The organism is Nocardia sp. NPDC051030, from assembly GCF_040683015.1.
In the GTDB taxonomy this organism is placed as follows: domain Bacteria; phylum Actinomycetota; class Actinomycetes; order Mycobacteriales; family Mycobacteriaceae; genus Nocardia.
The window spans coordinates 18039-35093 of the sequence record NZ_JBFBCD010000015.1; the positions used below are offsets into that span (position 1 = coordinate 18039).

Below are 17055 nucleotides of genomic sequence, written 5' to 3' on the forward strand. Positions count from 1 at the left end.
TCGGGCGTGAGCGCTAGGGCAGGGCTGCGTTGTCGGCGGGATGGGCCACCGCGCGCAGCCGGAGCTCGGTGTTGTCGTCGAACTGGCAGGCCAAGCAGCTGGGATCGTGATCGCGAGCACGGTCGAGTTGATCGGACAGCGCCATGTTGTCCTGGTCGAGGCGGTCGAGCTCACCGGTGAGCACGGCGAGCCGGGATGCGGTGGTGTCGTGGTCGGTGCGCAGATCCTCGACGGATCGGTCGAGGCCACGGACCTGAGTGAGGAGTCGTTCGAGCCCGCCCAGTGCGGCCAAGTCGTGGTCGAGTGCGCGGCGCACGGTGATCCACTGCCGATACAGTCCTTCGGCGCTCTGGTCGGCGGCCGGATCAGTGAACACGGTGGCGGGGTCTTCCAGTTTGCTCAGGGCAACGCGCTGGTCGGCCTCCGACAGCGGTCCATCGGCGAGCATCGCGGTCAGCAGGATGCGCACGTCGTTGTCGTATTCGATGCGGTGACGGTCCCCATCGGTGAGGATGGCGTCGCGTCGCAGGTGGTCCAGGGTGCTGCTGATCGTGGCCAGCTGCTGGTAGCGGTCGACGGCGGTGGCCAGGCTGGCGCGGTCGGGGGCCGTGGTGAACATCCGGACCAGGGTGGTGTTGTCGGTGCGCAGCTGCGCGATCTCGACGTTGGCTGCGTCCAATTCCGCGTGTAGGAAGTCGATTTCGCCGCGGTCGGTCAGCAGATATGCGCCGCGATGGACAACGAGCGTGTCGAGGACCGCGGTGAGGGGCCCGACTTCGTGATGCAGGATCTCAGTCCGGCCGTGGTCGGTGTCGCTCATCTCGAGGGTGATCTCGACGTCGGACTCGGCGGCCAGGGTTGTGAGTTCGGCCAGGCCCCGGTCATAGACGGCCAGCGCGGTGGCCGCGTCGACACAGGCGCGGCCCACGCCGGGGCCCTCGTAGGTGATCAGGTAGCGGCGATGGTCGGAGACGCCGGCGGCGAGGGTAATCGGGGCGGGCGGATCACCATGTAGTCTGCGCATCATTGGGGTACTCCTTCCGTGCTGCGAGGCCCTCGTCCTGAAGCCAGTCGAGGACTTCGTCGATGACCTGTCCGAGCGGACCGCTGGCGTGGCGATCTGGGGTGAGGTCGGCGGTGTAGAGGGTGAATTCGACATGGGCGGTGTCGATTTGAGTGAGCCGTTGCAGGGTCCACATATAGGCGGCGTAGACATCCGCGAACGGATGCTGGTCGGTGACCGTCGCCGAGATCGGGGTGGCGTAAATGAGCCGAACCCGCCACGGCAGCACGATGCTGACGGTCTCCGGCGAAGGGATGCTGTCGCTAGAGATGAGTGGCGTGGTGGTGACCTGGTTGCGGCGGGTCCGGCGGCGTTCGCGCGCGGCGGCCGGGGGAATGATGGGGTGACGGGTCCACGGGTTCATCACGCTGCCTCCTTTGCCGAAACCGGCGGCTCCTGCTTGAATTTCTTGGCCAAGCGCACGCGCTCACCGCGTGAGAGCCCTCCCCAGACGCCGAATTGTTCGTCGCGCGTCATTGCCTCCACCAGGCACTGCGCGCGGACCGAACGGGGGCACCGTTCGCAGATCCGTTTGGCGGCTCGCTGATTCGGGCTGTTTCCGGTGGGGAAGAAGACTTCCTTGTCCTCGGTTTTCGCGCATGCCGCGCGGGTGTGCCAGGCCGGTACCGAGATGTGCAGCTGCAGCGTCATTCCGCACCCCCGGAATGAGTGGGGATTGTCCACGCGGTCACGGCGTCGTGAATGACGCTGCGGCGCTGGTCTTCTCCGGTGACGGTGCCGATGAGGGCGGTGAATGCTTCCACCACGGCGACCCGTCCGGCGGGGACGTTACGCCAGCTTGCTTCATCGGCGATGACGTGGGCGGCGGTGAGGGCGTGGAACAGTGCCCATCGCAGGCCACCTTGAGCCCGGACCGGGGCGGCTTCGGCGGCTTCGCAGGCTTGGTGCCAGTAGGTTGCGCTGGGCATATTGCCGTGGCCAGCGCTGCTGCACAGCTTGGCGGTGAAGCCGAGAACCTTCAGCAGTTCGGCTTCGTCGAGGTCGTCGAGTCGGTGGACGTGGCCGGTCAGGCCCCAGGGTGAGTCGAGCAGCCCGGACAGCCAGCGCCATGCGCGCTGCATGCCGTCTCGGTCGAGGACCGGGCCGCCGACGCCGAGTTGATCAAGTGCGGTGTGGACGGCGGGCATCTGTGTGAGGTGGGTGTCGAAACTATCCAGGTCAAGCCATGTCCATTGCTGGCGTGAAAGTGGGATCACCCCCGCCGCCGAGTTGGCTGGTGCATTCATCGCATGCCTCCGTGGATCGTGGTGGATTCCCGTGAAAAGGGGATCTACTGATACGGAGATCAGGAATTCTGCGACGCTGTGACGCATCATGTCGTCCGAATTCGGCTGATCTTCAGCACGCCAGACTTTACCCCCAATAAGGGACTAAGTACAAGGAATGGATTCCTTCCCTGCCAAGAGCAGGGAGATGTCCGGGACGCATAGCTGATTCGGCGCGTCACAGCCGACTTCACTGCCCTTGGACCTGCGGCGATGTCACGTCCCCGTGCAGCCGGCGGTTCTTGACCCCGGCGCCAGGTCGAGCCAGAGGTTCCTCAAGCCGAAGGGCCCCTCGGCTAGGTCGGGCGGTCAACGGTCACCGCTGACCACGCTGTGCTGGACCTTCTGCTGGTGACGTGCGATGACGTGAACGGTGAGTCCGACCAACATCACCAGTGCGAGGATTCCGACCCCGATCAGGCGGCGATGGTCGAGTGCGGCGATATCGCCGGGCAGAGTCCACACCGCATCCGCCGCGGTCGCGGCGATGAGCACGTGATGGTCTACCAGCCAGTGCGCGCTGGCATCACGCGCGCCGGGCAGGAACGACAGCAACAGCGTCGGTCCGAAGAACACCACGATGAGGAGGATGACGATGATGTCCGAGTCGGTGAACGCGCCGTTGAGCCACGTCCCGTTGCCCCCGGACGGAGAGTTGTTGTGCTGCATTCGAATGCTCCAATTCGTCAGAGAAGAGATGGGTGAAGTTCAGGCGGGGTAGTCGGTGGGGCGGCGGACCAGGACCGCGGAGGTCTCAGGCACCGACATCAGGCCTTCGCCACCGAGAGTGCGGTAGGAGACGCTGATCATTCGTTCGCCGAGATCGGCGAATTCGTCGTCGTCGTGGGCGAGTTCGTCCTCGTCGCGAGTGAATTCGTCCTCGTCGGGTTCGCAATCCACCGTCGCCCACTCGTCGGTGTCGTCGAGGTAGACCAGGTCGCCGACCGCGATTTCCATCGGTCCGACCGATTCGGCTGCGCCGAAGCCTTCCCAGTCGTCGTCGCCGTCAGGCTCGTCGATCGGGGAATCGTCGAGATCCTCACCGCTCTCCTCGGCCAGGCCGCGGACCAGTGTCAGCAGTGGACGAGGCAACGGCGGCCGATGAGGTTCGGTGCGCTGCGGGTCACCAGGTGGTGGGGTCGGAGCGATGCCGGCCGCGGTGAGCAGCGAGGCGAGATTGCGATGTGCCCGATCGGGGTCGGGAGTGATCGGTGCATCGGGAGCGGCGGGAGTCAGGTTGTCGGGGATCCGGCCCGGTTTGAGGAAGTCCGCCAGGCCGACCAGGGCTTCGATCGTGTCGTAGCCTCGCTCGTCGCGCAGCAGCACCGGGTCCTGGTCGGGATGATCTTTCGCCCATCCCCAGGGGGCGGTCATCCACCAGTTGAATTCGGAGAACGGTGTCTTCTCGTCGGCCATGGCTTCTTCGAATTCCTCGCGATCGGGTTCGAGGACCAGTAGCCGTTCGTGGGTGATTTTGGGAGGTCGCAGGACCTCCAGTAGCGCGTAATCCTCGTGTCCCGGTGGGGTTTTACGAGGGTCGGGAGTGTAGAAGCATTGCGTTTCGACGGGGTTGTTCTTCTCGTCGATCGTTGTCGCCCGCCCACGCAGACCTCGCGGGATGGTGGTGCCGACGGCTGCGGATTCCCACAGCATTTGCGCACCCACCGGGCTGAGGGGGCCCATGGACACGCGCATACGGAAGTTGTCGCGCATATCGCCCATGCCTTTGCCGCCGAAAAAGTCCATGTCGGGGCGCTGGGTGGCGAAAACCAGGTGAATGCGAGCGGTGCGGCCCTTGCGGGCGAGGCTGGCGACGTCCTGCAGCACCCGCGGCTGCGACGGGTCGCCGGCCTTGGTGTTCTTGATCAGGGAGTACCAGTTGAACAAGTTGCCCTTGAAATCGGCGAACTCGTCCAAGATCAGCATGATCGGCTGGAAGTCCGATTCCGAAGCGCCGGCCTCGATCAGCCGATAGCGCTTCTCCATCTCCTCTTTGGCGCGGTAGATGATGGCGATCTGCTGCTCGAGTCGGGAGCCGACAACTTGAACGTTCGGCCAATCCCGGAACCCCAAGAACTCGACGCCCTTGCCGTCGACCACCCAGGTCATCCACTGCAATGCGGTGGCGTAGGCAAGCAGGTCGTGCACGGTGGAGGTCTTGCCGCTGCCGGTGCCGCCGATGAGCAGCATGTGGGGGTCGACGACCGGCCGCCAGAACATGACATTGCCGTCTTCGTCGACGGCATAGGGGATCTCGATGTCGTCGTAGGCGATCTCGGCGGTGTGGTCCGGGAGCCAGTGCTTGTACGCCTCGTCGGTCAGGGTGACCTTTTTGCCGAGATCGTGGCGCAGCTTGAACTCGACCCAGTCCTTCTTCAAGTTCCATTCCGCACGCCAGCGCCCGCCCGGCAGCACCGCCGACACCACCTTTTCCAGGCGTGCCCGGTATCCGGTCGGCGCGAGTTTGTGGGAGATCTCGTGGGTGGCCTTGAGTCGGGTCAGTTCACCGTTGTCGTCGCATTCGATTTCGGTGATCAGCGCGGTCGGGCCGAGTGCGGCCAGCACGTACCGTTTGGCGCGGGCGATCTCCTCGACCTGCTTCGCGGTCTCGGACGAGTCGTCCCCGATGCAGGTGAAGATCGCGCGGTTGTTGCGCCGGTCCAGTTTCGTCAATTCGTAGGCACCCCAGGCCTGCCCGGACAGCATCGCGGTGACCTGTTCGATGCGTTCGGGTGCGGTCATTACCCCGGCCGAGGGCAGGCGCACGACCAGTCGTGTCGGTCGCCCGGGCCATCCCCAGGTGGTCCAGCGGGTTGCTCGAAGCAGTCTCCGGCTCGGTGGCACTCCGAGGAAGGGGGCCAGCTGCTCGATGGCGCGGTCCAGATCTTTTCCGCGGGTGTGGCGGCGGAACTCGACGAGCCCGATCAGCCCGGACACCGTCGCCAGCGCCGTGGTCCCGACCGCGGCTTTGGGTGACGCGATACCGAGTGGCTCGGCGGCCAAGGCGAAAGTCGAGGTCGCGCCCGCGCACAGGGCGAACTCGATCGCCCACGTGTGACGGCGTGGTGGCAGGGCTGCGGGGCGGGCGAACGCTGGTGGCGGCATCCGCCGCGGGGTCGTTGGTGCGGTCATGGTCACCGAACTCCGCTGGCGGCGGACCGCGTCGTGTCTTGGTTCCGGGGAACCAGATCGTGCAGCGGTACAGGGATGAAGACGAAGCTGCACCATTGGCATCGGCAATCCGGGACATGGGTGCGGGCGACGGCGCCTTGTTCGGCGCAGCTCTCGTAGGGCAGGAACCAGAACGGGTGGTCATCTCCTGCGGCAGGGTGCCGGCGGTGGTGTGGCCGGGCTGCCCGCACCCGAGTTGCACCCGAGCGGGGTGTGGACGTGGCCAGCTCGGGCCGCAGTCGGTCGGTATCGGTGGCACTCACGATCGGCACCTCCCCATCCATGGGTTCGGGGGCTGGCCGTGTGCGAGCCCCTCATACAGACAGAGATGCGAAATCCGACCGGCCTTGTGACACGCACGCCGTGCGGGATCGGACTGATCGCGCGCGGTTGTTCGCGCGCGGAGTCCCGATCGCGCGCGGCGCGCGGATGCCGATCGCGGGATCGCGCGCGGCGATCGGCGTGAGGTCGGAGGGCCTACGGGTTGTGCGACCAGCCGATGTGGTCGATGACATCGGTGGCGATGTCGGTGACCGAGCGTGCGTCGGTGTCGATGCGCCGCACCCAGCTGGGTGCGTCTCGATCGAGGCGTTCGGCCATGGCCCGGCTGCGGTCGAGGTGGTGTTCGAGTTCGCTGCCGATTTCGCGGCGGCCCAATCGGTGGCGCGCGCTCTCGTCGCTGCAGCGCAGCAGGATGGCCGACGCGCGCGGCCGCTCGCCCATGGCGGCGGTCAACGACGCGATCACCGGATCCAGGACGCTGACGGTGTTGGTGTAGATCAGGCGGTGATAGTCCAGCGCCCGGTAGTTGGCCCACATCGCGGCAAGGTTCTGCTCGGCCAGGCCGTGCTCCCACGGCGGCGGGAACGCCATGTCGAGGAAGTCGCCCTCGATCAGGCAGTGCCGAATCCCGGTGGCGCTGAGCCTGGCATGGACCTCGTAGCCGACGCTGCTCTTGCCGACGCCGGAGCGGCCCCCGAGCAGCAGCACCTCCGATCGCACGCTCACCGCTTCAGTCCTGTGCGCGGGGGGCCGGTGACTCCCGCATGGCCGATGCCGTGCGATACGGCATGAGATATCTCGCGCGCTGACACACGAAGTACCGAACCCGACACGCTTCGCGCGCTGGGCCCCCTCCGTACACCTTGACAGCAGGGGTACGCTCGGGACTGAATCCGAAGGACTCCGAGGACCGAGCGACCCCCACCGTCAAGCGGAGGCTCATATACCCGCCGACGTGCCTGCCGGGACTTCACGCTCATGACAACTCCCCTCCCCTTTTTCCTTTCAGTACGCGGTGCGCATCGGCACCACGGTGCTCACTTTCCAGCGCCCGTCCGAGTGTTCGACTCGGATTGCGAGCGCCGACCCGTCGGTGTAGGTGGCAATGGTGTCGACCACCGTGGGGCCCTGGTTTTCCGCGCGCATGTCAATCAGCGTGGCTTGATCCACGCGGGACCAATCGGTGAGGTTGTACTGATCGGCCAGATAGGTCGTGGTCCAGCGGGTGACCCGTGACCACCAGTCCTGATGCCCGCTGCCGGGGGTGGCGAAATCGGTGGCGAACCCGCGCGCGACAGCGAGCACCTGATCACGCTGATCGAGCGGGGTGCCGCGATCGGCGTCGGTGCCGGGCGAGGCCCACGTCGGAGCGATCGTCGGGGTGGTGACATCGGCGCTGGGATCCGGCGTCCGCGCATCACCCTGGTAGTGGTGCAGCACAGCCATGATCAGCAGGGCGATCGCCAGTGCGGCCAGCAGCAGCAGTTTGTAATGCGCGCGCGCCCACGCTCTAATGCGCGCGGCGCGCGATGGCGGCTCGTCGTCGTAGTCGGCGAGCTCAGGAAAAGGGTGCTGATCTGCGGGCATGCCATGTCCCCCCGAGGATTGGGTGGTGGAGTCAGGTTTTCGGTTCGTCGGCCAGGGCGCGGGCCGCGGTGCGGATCTCTTCGGTGGCGATCAGGTCCAGATCCGACATACGCGCGAGCGAATGGGCGATCGCGTCGGGGTCCATGCCGGTGTCGAGAAGGCGGCGGATCTCCGCGAGCTGTTCGTCGGTGAGGGCCATCGCGACTCCTTTCTCGTGATCGGAACGCAGGTGCCCGCAAGGGCGTGAATGTCCTGATCATGCCGCTGTCACCGGAGTTTTCTGCGCGACCACACCGCCGTCGGCTTCGGCGCAGAGATCTTCGCCGACCAAATACACCGTCGGATACCCCTTCACGCCGCTGGTGCTCACTCCCACACAGCGCAGGTCGACACCGGGCGGGACGATCACCTCGTTCTCCCCCGAGTGCGCCGAGATCGACTTCACCGGGATCCCGTGGCGGGTGCGGATGACGAAGATGATCGGCGGGTGCCCAGCGAACGCTTTGGCGGTGGACATCTCGGTGCTGAAACTGGTGACCTTGCCGACCTGGATCTTGGCCCCCGGAGTGAATACCTGATCGAGGTATTGCTCGGTGGTGCCCGTCCAGGCACTGGGCACCTTCGTGCCGCGCACCAGGGTCATGGGTTCGATATTGGGGGTGGAGGCGGAGAATTTCTCGAATGCCGATTCCAGCTGCGCGACCTGACCTTTGGTCCAGGTGCTGGGCTGTTCGTCGCGGCCGGTGAATGCCGCGTTGATCGCCTGATATCCCGACCCGGTGTAGGTGGTCAGCGCGGACTTCTCGGTGGCGTTGAGCTGCTTCATGAACGGCTTGTTCGCTGCGGTCAGCGCGTGAATGTCGGAGGTGTCGACATAGGACGGCGGGGACGCGGTGTCGGCGAAGCCCCACGCAACGCGGTCGCCGCCGCGCTGGGCGATCACCGCGTAGTCGGTGGCGGTCTCCTTGCCGTAGGCGCGGATGCCGCTGCGCCAGGAGGCCTTGTATCCGTCGTCGCCGATACTGGCCGGAGCCTGTGTGACGTCGTGGTCGAAGTGCGGGATGACCCCGCCGCCGACCGTGGGTGTGCCCATGGCGCGGCGGTATGCCTCGTCATAGGCGGCCGCGGCCGCGGCGGTGCTGGCGCCCCCGGTGAGGGCGGTGGTGCGAGCGGCGGCACCGGCCTCGTCGGCGGCTTGCAGGCGCAGGAGATGGCGGTGGCGGCGGGTGCCTTCGAAGATGTCGGTGCGCACGACCGCGCCGCCGAAGGTGTTGCTCAAGTCCTCGACCGCGCCGGACATGCCCGCGGTGATGATCTGCTGCTGGGCATCGAGGGTGGTGGCGGTGCCGTCGCCGGCTTGGCGGGCGACCTTGAGGGCGAGCTCGGTCTTGAGCTTCCATGCGGCGGTCGCCATCTCGTTCGCGTCCGCCGCCGGCGGTTCCAGTCCGCCCAGTACAGGGATCCGGTTGGCCTTGGACAGGGCGTCGGCCTTGCTGCCGGCGTGCCCGACCGGGTGGTAGGCCTCGCCGATTTTTTGCAGGACGACGAAGTCGCCGGCCTCGCGGCGGTGGATCGCGGTGCCGCCGTCGAGGAGTCGGCCCTCGACGTCGGTCGTGCCTTTGCCGGTGTCCAGGGTCAGCGTGGCGGGGGTGTAGATGCTGGTGTCGCGCTCGCCGAGCGTGATCGGGGTGACCCCCGCCATCGCGTCGGCCGCGTCGGCCGCGTCGACGGCTTGGGCGTGGGTGAAGGACTTAGCGATCGCGTCGACCTGCTCGTCGCTCAGTGTCGCGTAGTAGGCGTCGCGCTCGCTCTCGGGCAGATCCTGATTCGCCATGAAGCGCGCGGTCTCATATTCCGCAGCGGCGTCGCGCCTGCGCGCCACTGCCTGCTCGAAGGCGATCGCGGCGTCCGTGACCGCTTTCTCGGCGTCGAGGAAGTCCTGCTCGGGGACGTCGCCTTCGCGGTAGGCCTTGCGGACCTTGCGCAGCGTGGAGCGCGCCGAGGTCAACCCCTTGCGCGCTGCGTCAGCGTCGGCGGTGGCCTCGGCCAGGTGCGTCTCGGCCTGGGTGAGCAGGGCCTGCGCGCTGTCGGGAGCCTCGGTCCCGGACAGGGCTGCGCGTTCGGACTGAGCGAGGGCGACCAGGTCCTGGGCCGAGGGCGGATGGGCGTGTGTGCTCGGCATCGGGGTGTCGCCCAGCACCGAGACGTCGACGCCGGTGCGTTCCATGAATTCCGCCAGCACCGACGGCGGCGCTGCCTGCAGTGCCGCGGCGGTCTCGACCAGGCCCTGCTCCTGCAGGTGTCGCACGACCTTCGCGCGTGCCTCGCGGCTCAGGCGACGGTTGGCATTGGCCTTGGCCGAGGCGGCGTAGCTACCGCAGCCCGGGCATCGGCGGCCGGAGCCGTGATCCTTCGATCGGCACATCATGCCCTCCTACCTGGGAAACGACACGTCCCCCGACGTTTGGGTCGATGAGTTGCTACTGCTCCTGCTTGGGCGTGAGTCCCATCTCGGCCAGATAGGGAAGGGGGTCGATCGCGCGGCCGTCGCGGCGGACCTCGTAATGCAGGTGATTTCCGGTGGAATCTCCGGTGGTGCCAACCGCGCCGATCAGGGCCCCAGCGGTGACGGTGTCACCGGCCTGGACTTTGATGCCGCCATCGACCTGGTGGGCGTAGAGGGTTTCGGTGTTGCCGTCCTTGATCAGGACGCAGTTTCCGTAGCCGGTGCCGCACCCGTTGAATCCGGCGGCGGTGACGGTGCCGCCGGTGACCGCGTAGATCGGGACGCCCTCCGCTGCGGCGAAGTCAACGCCGGCGTGGAATGTCCCCCAGCGGGGCCCGAAGGTGGAGCTGAGCACGTACTTGCCTTCGTCGATCGGCAGGCGGACCCCGTCCCCGCCGTGCGCGGCTCCCCCGCCCGCGGTGCCGGCGGCGTTGCCGTAGACCGAGACGTGAACATGGTCGCGGTGCTGGGCGGTGTCGCCGGTGTCGCCGGTGGCGTTGGTGTAGGGATCCCAATGTCCTGGGGTGCCTTCGCCGTTGCGGGTCCAGATCTGGTCGTGCCAGATCACGTACTTCACGCCCAACGCGTCCGCGTTCTCGATGACCCAGGCGGCGATCTTGTCGCCGAGGGCGCGGCCGGACGTGCTGGTGTAGTCATCGATCATGGCGTCGACGGCGCGGCCTTCTTGGTGATCTCGATCGACGACCGAGGGCCGGTCACCGATGGTGGACCAGCGTTTGATCGGGAAATGCTGTGCCAGGCAACGGAACACCCGCATTCCATCGGAGGTCAGACCCTGCTCGGCGGGGTTGTTGGTGGCGGGGCAGTTCATCGCGGACCCGCCCCCGCACAGCACGTCCGAGGAGTCCTCGGAGGTGGTGGTCGATGCTGCCCGGCCTGCTGTGTCGGCGGCGCGCGGTAGCGGTTTGGCGTTGGCTCCGGCACCCTTGTTCTCGGTGTAGAGACGCCGGGCCAGGGGTTCGTCGTCGGTGTAGGCGTCGGGATATTTGGACACCTGCACTGTTTGTGCCGCGACCGATACCGTCATCGACTCCCAGCCGGGCACTTTCAGCAGCGCCTCGAAAAACTTCATGCTGGCCTGCTGGGGATCCATCAGCTCGGCCAGCGAACCCCAATAGGGGAACTGCTGCTGAAACACCCCGACACTGCCGTGATCGTTGCCGACGCCCTCGTGGGCCATTTGCAGCGACTGCGACACCCCTTGTTGCTCGGGGCGCAGTTTGCCGGTGCCGTCGTTGGCCAGATTCCGCAGCGCCGATTCCTGGCTGGCGACCGCCAGCGCGACGACGATCCCGAACTCCGACACCGTCATCTGCTCACCGGTCGCGACGATCGTGCGCGCGTTGCGGGTCTGCGCGGCGGCCAACTCCGCAGGGTCGATCGGGGCGGTCGCCGCGCCGCCCGGTGCCTCGCTCAGTGCGGCGCAACCGGACGTCAGGCCCCCGGCTCCCAGGATCAACACCGGCAGCATCGCCAGCGCCGAGCAACTGGACACGCACGCCGCGACCGCGACGCCGATCCAGCGGATGGCCTTCTTCTTGTCTTCCATTACGGCGCAGCCGATCCGGGCTCCGCCGCGATCGAGCTCGGCGCTGCGGTCGAGCCGCTGTCGGCACCGGCGCTGCTCGCAGCGGTGGCCTTGGACATCTCGACATGTACTGCGCCGGGGCTGGCGGCAGCGTCCGGTTCGCTGGCGGTAGCCGGGGTTTTCGGCGGGCGGGACGGGCGCGGAGTGGGCAGCACCAGCGACTTGCCGCCGTTGACCTGATATTCGTGGTACGTGCCGCTGATACCGGACGGGGTCGCGACCGGGTCGCGGGACTTGGAGATCATCGCCATCGGCGCGGCGGTGGCGACCGGCTGTTGGATTCCGGCCGACGTCTTCTTCTGCCCACCTCCCGCGCCCAGGGCGCTGGGATGCACTTTGGTCTTTTCCGGCGGCGGCGCACTGCTTCCACCGCCGCCGCTGCCGTTGCGGCCGACGAGGGTGTGCTTGGCCGCCTTGGCCGCGGACCACGCGCCCTTGCCGACCACGACTGCGGCGGCCAGTCCACCGGTGCCGACCACGGCGGCACCTGCGGCTCCCGCACCGCCGAGCACGGTGGCCGCGTGCCCGACGGTTTTGGCCGCACGCCCACCCTTCATCGCCAGGTCGATGCCCTTGCCAGCGAAGTGTGTTGCGTAGTACGCGGATTGGATCGGGTTCATCGCCGCGCCGGACGGTCGGGCGATCGAGGAGGCGGCCGGGCCGGGGCGGGTGCCGAACCGGGCGGCCAGGCCATCGGCCATGGCGTGCAGGCCTTTGACACCGCGCCGGAACTGGAACACGCCCACGAGCAGAATGGCGTCGACGAACAGGAACTTCTTGAACAAGTTGTCGCCCTGGCTGTTGAAGAACGCTTGCAGCACGAGCATGTAGGCGACGGTGAACACGATGCCGAACACCATGATCACCAGCGAGATGGCCAGGTTCGCGCCGGTCTTCCACAGCGCGTTGCGGGCCCCTCCCGACAGCACGCCCAGCACCAGCACGACAACGGCTTTGAGTGATTGGATCAGCGCCGAACAGGCGGCCATCACCATCGCCGCAGCCAGGGCGATGCCGAAAATGCACAGCACCCCTCCGCCGAGGATCAGCACCAGCCCGGCGAACATCTGGATCACCCCGGGGTTGTCGGCGAAGTCCTTGAGGTTTCCGCCGTTGCTATCCCAGAAGTTGTCACCGCCGCCCTGGCAGTTTCTGATGTTGTCTTTGAGGGTGTCCTTCGTGTTTCCCTCGAAGTCGTCGTGGCCCTTGTCCCAGGCTTGGATGCATTTCTGCCCATCGGCACCGGGCATGGTGTCGATCACTTGACCGAAGTTCAGCAGCTGAGTGGGCTGGCGCACCAGGGTGTCGGCGAGCTGAGATTTGATCTTCTCCACCAGCTGATCCGAACTGCCGGTGGCGTTGCCGTTGTTGGCGATTCCCGCAGCCAGCTCCAGCCCGGCGTCGCGGGCCTGCATGATCAGCCCGGAATCCCCGGCGACGCGTTCGACCGGGTTGGACAGCACCCCGACCGCGGCGGCGGCGATGGCCGCGGCCATGACGATCTCGTACACGCCGGTGGCCCACCGCCCGCGCAGGATCCACCACCCGCCGATGCCGGCGGCCGCGGTCAACAGCGTGCCCGTCAGCGGCATCTGCGACATGAGCGCGGTGATCGACTCCCCCACCGTGCGGACCGGCCCAATGATCGTCTGGAGCCAGTCGAAGCTCAACGCGTAGCCGATCACCCAGATCGCGAATCCCGCCAGCGCCCGATAAATCTCGTACTCGATCTTGATCAGGGGCGAGAAGAACATCGCGCTCTTGTTCTTTGCGCTGCCCTCGTCGATCGACATGAAGTAGCGCCAGATCGAGATCCCGTGGGAGTCCTTGACTTCCATCCAGCTGAAGACCGGGTTCTCCTTGACTCCCTTGGAGTAGTCCGCCCGGGCCGGCGCGGTCGCCATCCAGGCCAGCGCGCCGGCGCTGTGCCAGATGAAGATCGCGCGCACTACGATCCGACGCCAGCGCGCCGCCCACACCCACGCCCCGATCGGGCGCAGCCATTCACCGCCGCGGTCACGCACCCGGTCGGGGATCCATGACCACAGCAGCACCTCGGCCACCAGTGACAGCAGCGCGCGGTACAGGAATCGCACGCGGGCGGTGAAGGGGGCGGCGGCGAGCGCGTTCACATCGTCACCAGTTCCTTGTCCGAGCGGCGCTCGTCCGGAGTGGTCAGCACTGCGGCTTGGCGGTGGGCTTCGGCCGGGAGCAGGACCTTGATGCGGCCGATGTTGCCGTAGGCGTCCTGCATGTAGCCCTCTCCGCGACGGTGCGGGGGCACGTACTCCTTGCCGGTCTTGGGATCCAGGCCGCTGATCGGGCTGGTCTCCTCCATCAGCGCTTTGAGCAGAGCCGGATCCTCGGGATCCAAACCGACGAAGCGCAGCGCCTTGCGGGCGAGGGTTTCATCGCGCTGACGCATGGTCATCTTGGTGGGGATCAAGCCGCGCATGGTCTCGTTGCCCAGGCCCTCGTCGGGGTCCTGGGTGCCCAGCACCAATACCGCGCCGTGCTTACGGGATTCGCGCAGGAACTCGATGACGATGTCGGCGCCCTCGTCGCTTTGCGTCAGGCGGTGGCACTCGTCCAACACGAGCATCGCCTGCTCCGACGGGTCGGCGAAACAGATCTCGCGCCCGATCAGCGCGATCAGCGCATACAACGCGCGCCCGAATCGCTTCTCCAGGTTCATGCCCTTGTACAGGTGCTCGGTGGCGACCTCGTGCTCGGACGGCAGGCGCACGGTGTGGGTGCGGAACAGGATGACCGGGGCGGTCGTCTCGAGGGCGGGCAGGTCCGGCGCGAACAGCGACCGCGCGTAGGACTTGGTCAGGTAGACGCCCATCTTGCGGGCCAGACTCACCGCCGCCGGATCGGTTGTGCCCGCCTGTAGATGGCCGACCAGCTCGTACAGCCCGCCGCCGAGCAGGTCGTGCTCGAGGCGATACTTCGGGGACAGCACCTCTGTCAGCAGGACGCCGTCCGCCTCGTCGGGCTGAATTTGCAACAGCGGCAACAGGATCGACGCCGCGATCTCCGCGCCCCGCTCGGGCCCGAACATGCGTAGTGGGTCGATGCTGTGGCGTGGTCGGGAGGGATCGACGATGACGGCGGTAGCGATCGTTTGCGCCCAGGCCGCGTACTCGCCGACGCTGGTGTGGTCCACGCAGATGACCCGGCCGCCGCGATCGGCGAAGTCACCGGCGATCTTCTTGATCGCCACCGACTTTCCGCTGCCAAGGTTGCCGGTGATGGCGATGCAGCCGGAGATGTCCGCGCCGGTCTTGGTCGCGGGGTCGTAGTGCACAACACCGATGCGGGGGCTGGTGATGTTCAGCGCGAACAGCGGGCCGGTGCGGTCGCCGAGGTCGTTGCGGATGCAGGGCACGAACGCACTGGCGTGATGGCTGGTGGTGATCTGGGCGAACTCGTTGACGAGGCGCGGGCGTGGGACGCCGGGCATCATCGCCAGGAACAATTCGGTCTGAAATCCGAGCGGGGCCACCAGTCGGTAGTCCGATTGCTCGAACAGCTTCATCAGGTGACGCCGATATTGGACCGCGAGTTCCTTGGTCGGGGCACCGACGGCGAAGATCGTGGTGGCGGCGATCTCGACTTCACTTTTGTCGGATTCGATCTCATTGGCGTAGGACGCCAAATCCTCTGCGGCCGTGGCGAGCACCGATTGGGCGTGGGACAGTTCGCCCTCGCGCTGGAAGAACTGGTCGTTCAGATTGACCAGGGCGCGCTTATTACGTTTGGCGACTTCCTCGCGGCTGCGTTGGTGCAACAGCAGCGCCCAGTCCACATCCACACCGGGCAGGTGATCGGCGAGAGTCAGATACTCCGCACCGGGGAAGGTCATGCCCCCGGCCGGGGCATCGGACAAGACCATAAACGATTGATAGGACGCCGGCGACTCCTCATCGGCCCAGGGCTGGTCCACCTTCAAGACGCGTTCCATGCTCGGGCGCCGACGTACCCGCTGGCCGCGAGCTGCCGCGTCGATGACGTCGTTCTGTGCGCCTTCATCCAGCCGCGCCGCAGTGAATGCCGCGCCGCTCTTGCGGGCGGTGGCCTCGATGTCAGTTGTGGTGGGAAGGTCCGGATCCAGGCTCAGTCCGCGTTGCAGGGCGTGCTGGTGCAGCCACACCATCTGCGCGGCCGTCGCGGGCACCGGACGGAAGTAGCCAGGCAGGTCGGAGACGATCATTTGGGCCTGGGCGGCGCGTTCGGCGATTTCTTCATCGCTGATGCGGGGCCGGGGCAGGCCCAGGGTGTCGGTCAGCGACACCGTCGCCGCCGATCCCGCCGCCCGCAGCCAGCCCTTCCAGCCGGTGTTGGCCAGCGGGATCGACAGCCAGTAGATGCGTGCGCCGGGCCGGAATTCGTGCAGCGAGGCCAACGTCGCCTCGCATTCGGCGGTCCACGCCGGCGACAGCGACAGGTTGACCCCCGCGCGCATGCGCTCGACCACCGCCTCCGGTGACAGCGACGCGCAGAGCCCCAGCAGCATGCTCTCTCCGGGCAGCGCACGAAGCAGCATCTTGTGCATGGTGCGGGCGATCGTCTTGTCCTCGACCGGCCGGAATCCGTACTCGACGCCGGTGAGGACGTAGTCGGCGTACACCGTGCCCGAGCGGGTCCAGCGCAGGTTGCCTGCGACGGCGAGAGTGGGCTGCTGCGACATGGACGGCCTACCTTCTAGACACGGCGGCAAGGGCCGAGAGTCGGACCGCTGCCGCAGAAACAGGAACAGGAACGGGAACCGGGCGGATCACCGCGCGCACAACGGGTTTCGGTGTCTGGGACCGATCCACCGGGGTGGGGGTGTCGAGGATGACCACCCGTCCGGTCAGGGCCTGTGGTCGGCGGATGCGGATCGGGCGGCCGTCCACGCGGGGTGTGGTGGCGGGGGCGGCCACGGCTTTGCCGAAGCCGACCAGCATCGAGAGCGGGTTGCGGCCACCGGCGGGGACCTTGCCGAGTCCGTAGAGCACGGCGGCCACCGTTGCGACGAACATCGCGGCGTTCTGCACCAGGGGGCCACGTGCCCACAGGACCGTGGTCTGCCACATGATCGCGCCGACCACTCCAGCGCCGATGAACTGCGTCAGCGTGTAAGGGCCGCCGAAGAGCTTCTTCCCGTCCGGGGTGCGCCCGATCAGACGGGGAAACGAGATCGCCCTGGTGTAGAGCCGCACGCGTTCCATCACGGAATCCGATCCACCAACTGCACGACGGCGGGCCGTGCTCCTGGGCTCAGGGCATCGTCGAATTCGTCACCGACCTTGTCCTTGATGGCCGTGATCTTGAAAACGGCGGCCAGGACGAGACCCGCAACGAGGATGGCACCGGCACACTTCGACAATGCGAACCGCGAGGCGATCGCGGTGAATCCGATCCCGCCCAGGCAGGCGGCGGTCACCACGCTTCTGATGGCGGTCTGGGTTTCGGTGCTCTTGTTGTTGACCCAGTCGATGATCCCGCCGCCGGCCAAGACGGTCGTATTGGGATCCAGGGCCGTGAGCAGCATGGACATGGCTGT

15 protein-coding genes are annotated in these 17055 nt (G+C 67.0%); all 15 read right to left on the bottom strand.

Going from position 1 to position 17055, the window contains the following annotated elements; translation table 11 throughout:
• Positions 1 to 13 precede the first annotated feature (13 nt).
• Complete coding sequence (locus tag AB0N05_RS37550; RefSeq protein ID WP_364703599.1) at positions 14 to 1027, bottom strand: hypothetical protein; 1014 nt, start codon at positions 1025 to 1027, stop codon at positions 14 to 16.
• Positions 1005 to 1427, bottom strand: coding sequence for a hypothetical protein (locus tag AB0N05_RS37555; RefSeq protein ID WP_364703602.1), 423 nt, complete (start codon positions 1425 to 1427; stop codon positions 1005 to 1007). Before AB0N05_RS37555 ends, AB0N05_RS37550 begins: the two co-directional genes overlap by 23 nt.
• Positions 1427 to 1714, bottom strand: a complete 288-nt coding sequence (locus tag AB0N05_RS37560) for a WhiB family transcriptional regulator (protein ID WP_364703604.1) — start codon at positions 1712 to 1714, stop codon at positions 1427 to 1429. Before AB0N05_RS37560 ends, AB0N05_RS37555 begins: the two co-directional genes overlap by 1 nt.
• A complete protein-coding gene (locus AB0N05_RS37565; protein ID WP_364703607.1) occupies positions 1711 to 2310 on the bottom strand; it encodes a hypothetical protein in 600 nt (199 codons plus the stop codon). The genes AB0N05_RS37560 and AB0N05_RS37565 overlap by 4 nt, the downstream gene beginning before the upstream one ends.
• Positions 2311 to 2658: 348 nt before the next feature.
• On the bottom strand, positions 2659 to 3018 hold the full coding sequence (locus tag AB0N05_RS37570; protein ID WP_364703610.1) for a hypothetical protein: 360 nt from the start codon (positions 3016 to 3018) through the stop codon (positions 2659 to 2661).
• 39 nt (positions 3019 to 3057) lie between these two features.
• Positions 3058 to 5481, bottom strand: a complete 2424-nt coding sequence (locus AB0N05_RS37575; RefSeq protein ID WP_364703613.1) for an FtsK/SpoIIIE domain-containing protein — start codon at positions 5479 to 5481, stop codon at positions 3058 to 3060.
• A gap of 516 nt (positions 5482 to 5997) precedes the next feature.
• Entirely contained in the window at positions 5998 to 6528 is a 531-nt protein-coding gene (locus tag AB0N05_RS37580) for an ATPase (protein ID WP_364703616.1), read from the bottom strand.
• Between the two features lie 279 nt (positions 6529 to 6807).
• The gene (locus AB0N05_RS37585) at positions 6808 to 7389 is read right to left on the bottom strand and encodes a hypothetical protein (RefSeq protein ID WP_364703618.1); all 582 of its coding nucleotides are present in this window, start codon (positions 7387 to 7389) and stop codon (positions 6808 to 6810) included.
• Between the two features lie 31 nt (positions 7390 to 7420).
• A complete protein-coding gene (locus AB0N05_RS37590) occupies positions 7421 to 7588 on the bottom strand; it encodes a hypothetical protein (protein WP_364703620.1) in 168 nt (55 codons plus the stop codon).
• A 57-nt stretch (positions 7589 to 7645) separates the two neighbouring features.
• Entirely contained in the window at positions 7646 to 9814 is a 2169-nt protein-coding gene (locus AB0N05_RS37595; protein ID WP_364703623.1) for an ADP-ribosyltransferase, read from the bottom strand.
• A 55-nt stretch (positions 9815 to 9869) separates the two neighbouring features.
• Positions 9870 to 11465 (bottom strand): M23 family metallopeptidase, encoded by a 1596-nt coding sequence (locus AB0N05_RS37600; protein ID WP_364703626.1) that lies wholly within the window; start codon positions 11463 to 11465, stop codon positions 9870 to 9872.
• Positions 11465 to 13636 carry a hypothetical protein gene (locus tag AB0N05_RS37605; protein WP_364703629.1) on the bottom strand — a complete coding sequence of 724 codons (2172 nt, stop codon included), beginning with the start codon at positions 13634 to 13636 and terminating at the stop codon, positions 11465 to 11467. The genes AB0N05_RS37600 and AB0N05_RS37605 overlap by 1 nt, the downstream gene beginning before the upstream one ends.
• Positions 13633 to 16197 (bottom strand): ATP-binding protein, encoded by a 2565-nt coding sequence (locus AB0N05_RS37610; RefSeq protein ID WP_364703632.1) that lies wholly within the window; start codon positions 16195 to 16197, stop codon positions 13633 to 13635. Before AB0N05_RS37610 ends, AB0N05_RS37605 begins: the two co-directional genes overlap by 4 nt.
• A 7-nt stretch (positions 16198 to 16204) precedes the next feature.
• Positions 16205 to 16720, bottom strand: coding sequence for a hypothetical protein (locus tag AB0N05_RS37615; protein WP_364703635.1), 516 nt, complete (start codon positions 16718 to 16720; stop codon positions 16205 to 16207).
• Entirely contained in the window at positions 16720 to 17049 is a 330-nt protein-coding gene (locus AB0N05_RS37620) for a hypothetical protein (RefSeq protein ID WP_364703637.1), read from the bottom strand. Before AB0N05_RS37620 ends, AB0N05_RS37615 begins: the two co-directional genes overlap by 1 nt.
• Positions 17050 to 17055: the final 6 nt, after the last annotated feature.